Origin of the sequence: Acinetobacter sp. ANC 5378 (assembly GCF_013004315.1) — a bacterium.
In the GTDB taxonomy this organism is placed as follows: Bacteria; Pseudomonadota; Gammaproteobacteria; order Pseudomonadales; family Moraxellaceae; genus Acinetobacter.
This window is the reverse complement of sequence record NZ_JABERK010000096.1, coordinates 1-1,917: the sequence shown is the minus strand read 5'-3', so window position 1 is coordinate 1,917 and position 1,917 is coordinate 1. Positions and strand designations below refer to the sequence as shown.

Here is a 1,917-nt window from a genome sequence, read left to right as displayed (position 1 = left end):
TCCAAGTAAATCTGTTTGAGAGAAAAACCTTAAAAGCTTTATTCATGCCCGATAAAATACCGATAAAACAAAAGGAAGCTCAATTGAGCCTCCTTTTATGAAAAATTGTGGGACAGCAGTGCCCCAATTGGACTCTTTTTTATTTCGTAATGATTCCATTAAATAAACGCAAAAGTATATTGTCACTTTTACCGTTATTTGGTTTGCACTACTGCAGGCTCTGTCGCATATCGTTTACCTACTTTCTAAAGTTTTAATTTCATTGATCAAACCTGATCTATTTTTGACCTACTTCTAAAACATCAAATAAATCATCCGCAATAGATGTCCCAAATTGATCATCAATTTCACGAATACAGGTTGGGCTCGTGACATTGATTTCTGTCACGTAATTACCAATCACATCCAGACCGACAAAAACCAGACCTTTTTCTCTGAGATAAGGCCCGACTTTTGCAGCAATGGCTTTATCATTTTCACTTAATGGACGTGCCTGACCCAAACCACCTGCCGCCAAGTTGCCACGCACTTCGCCATTTTGAGGAATACGCGCCAAACAGTAAGGTACAGGTTCGCCATTCACCATCAAAATGCGCTTATCGCCCTCAACAATTTCCGGGATATAACGCTGCGCCATAATCGGTCGGGTACCGTTATTGGTCAGCATTTCAATGGTAGATCCAATATTTATACCATCTTGATATAAACGGAAAATGCCTGTACCGCCCATACCATCAAGTGGTTTTACAATCACATCCACATGTTCTTTCAAAAACTCGCGAATCAAACTTTCTTGTGAAGTGACTAAAGTAGGAACCTGAAGTTCAGGGAACTGGGTGGCAAATAATTTTTCATTACAGTCACGCAGGCTTTGCGGTTTGTTGATAATCCATGCACCTTCACGCTCTGCCTGTTCCAGAATATAAGTGGTATAAACAAAGTTCATATCGAACGGCGGGTCTTTACGCATCAATACCACGTCATAATCTGCAATCGATTCTTTTTTCTTTTCACCCAATTCATAATAATGGTTGTAGTCTTCAAACACTTGCAACGGTGAAATTAAACCAAATGCCTTCCCTTGTTCGATATATAAATCTTGCTGTAATGCATAACCCAACTCATGTCCACGACGGCTGGCTGCCCAAAGCATCGCCATAGAGGAATCTTTTTTCAGATTTACATTTTCGATGGGATCCATCACAACAAGTACGCGCATATCGATCTGCTCATGTATTTTTAAATTGGGAAAAGTATAACGGAGTTTAATCTTTCTTTTTTCTCAATTTTGGTAAAGCTTTTATATGATTGTATAAAGCGGTTTAAGGAGCTGTTAATGCAACAATCAATTATTGGTTTTCATTTGGATGAAGAAGGTCATTGGGTCGCAGACCTAGCCTGTGGTCATGCGCAACATGTCCGGCATAATCCCCCCTGGCAAAACCGCCCTTGGGTGATCACGGAGCAAGGACGAAAAGAGAAGTTTGGCGTGATGTTAGAATGTAAGAAGTGTGATGAACAAATTGAGTAAGTTTTGTATAAGTGATCGGTGCTCAGTGAGTTATTTATGACTCATTTGATAGTGTAAGTTTATTCGGCAATGCTTAAAAATGATCTGTCCAGATGACTTATTTATACAGATTTATAGTAACTCTTTAAATAATAAGCAGATGTCAAATTTTATCGGCAGAATTTCTAATCTAAAGAGTTTCAAATATAAATGCTTTGAAAACCCCAAAAAAACATTAAAAATTTATGATAAAAATATTCCAAATTAAACTTTTGAATAAGTTAATAGACTTCTTTCATAAATCATTTTTTACTCAGCTCCTGGTTATAAATTCCAGCAATTAAATTGAATCTCAAACCGAGTCTTTTGCCTCTATTTCGATAACGCTCAGCAAGGATTTTGAAGGT

2 protein-coding genes and 1 pseudogene are annotated in these 1,917 nt (G+C 37.7%); 1 reads left to right on the top strand and 2 read right to left on the bottom strand.

From position 1 onward, the window contains the following. Window positions 1–277: 277 nt before the first annotated feature. Complete coding sequence (gene gshB / locus HLH16_RS15485; RefSeq protein WP_171529990.1) at window positions 278–1,219, bottom strand: glutathione synthase; 942 nt, start codon at window positions 1,217–1,219, stop codon at window positions 278–280. Between the two features lie 117 nt (window positions 1,220–1,336). On the opposite strand from gshB, the gene HLH16_RS15480 reads away from it, so the two are divergent. After that, window positions 1,337–1,531, top strand: a complete 195-nt coding sequence (locus tag HLH16_RS15480) for a DUF3565 domain-containing protein (RefSeq protein WP_171529989.1) — start codon at window positions 1,337–1,339, stop codon at window positions 1,529–1,531. A gap of 281 nt (window positions 1,532–1,812) precedes the next feature. Here the strand turns inward: HLH16_RS15480 and HLH16_RS15475 are convergent. After that, window positions 1,813–1,917: pseudogene (locus tag HLH16_RS15475) on the bottom strand (IS5/IS1182 family transposase); the annotation flags it as partial.

Coding starts and splice junctions, on each gene's coding strand:
- gshB (WP_171529990.1), bottom strand. CDS start 1,219: ATGCGCGTACTTGTTGTGATGGATCCCATCGAAAATGTAAATCTGAAA.
- HLH16_RS15480 (WP_171529989.1), top strand. CDS start 1,337: ATGCAACAATCAATTATTGGTTTTCATTTGGATGAAGAAGGTCATTGG.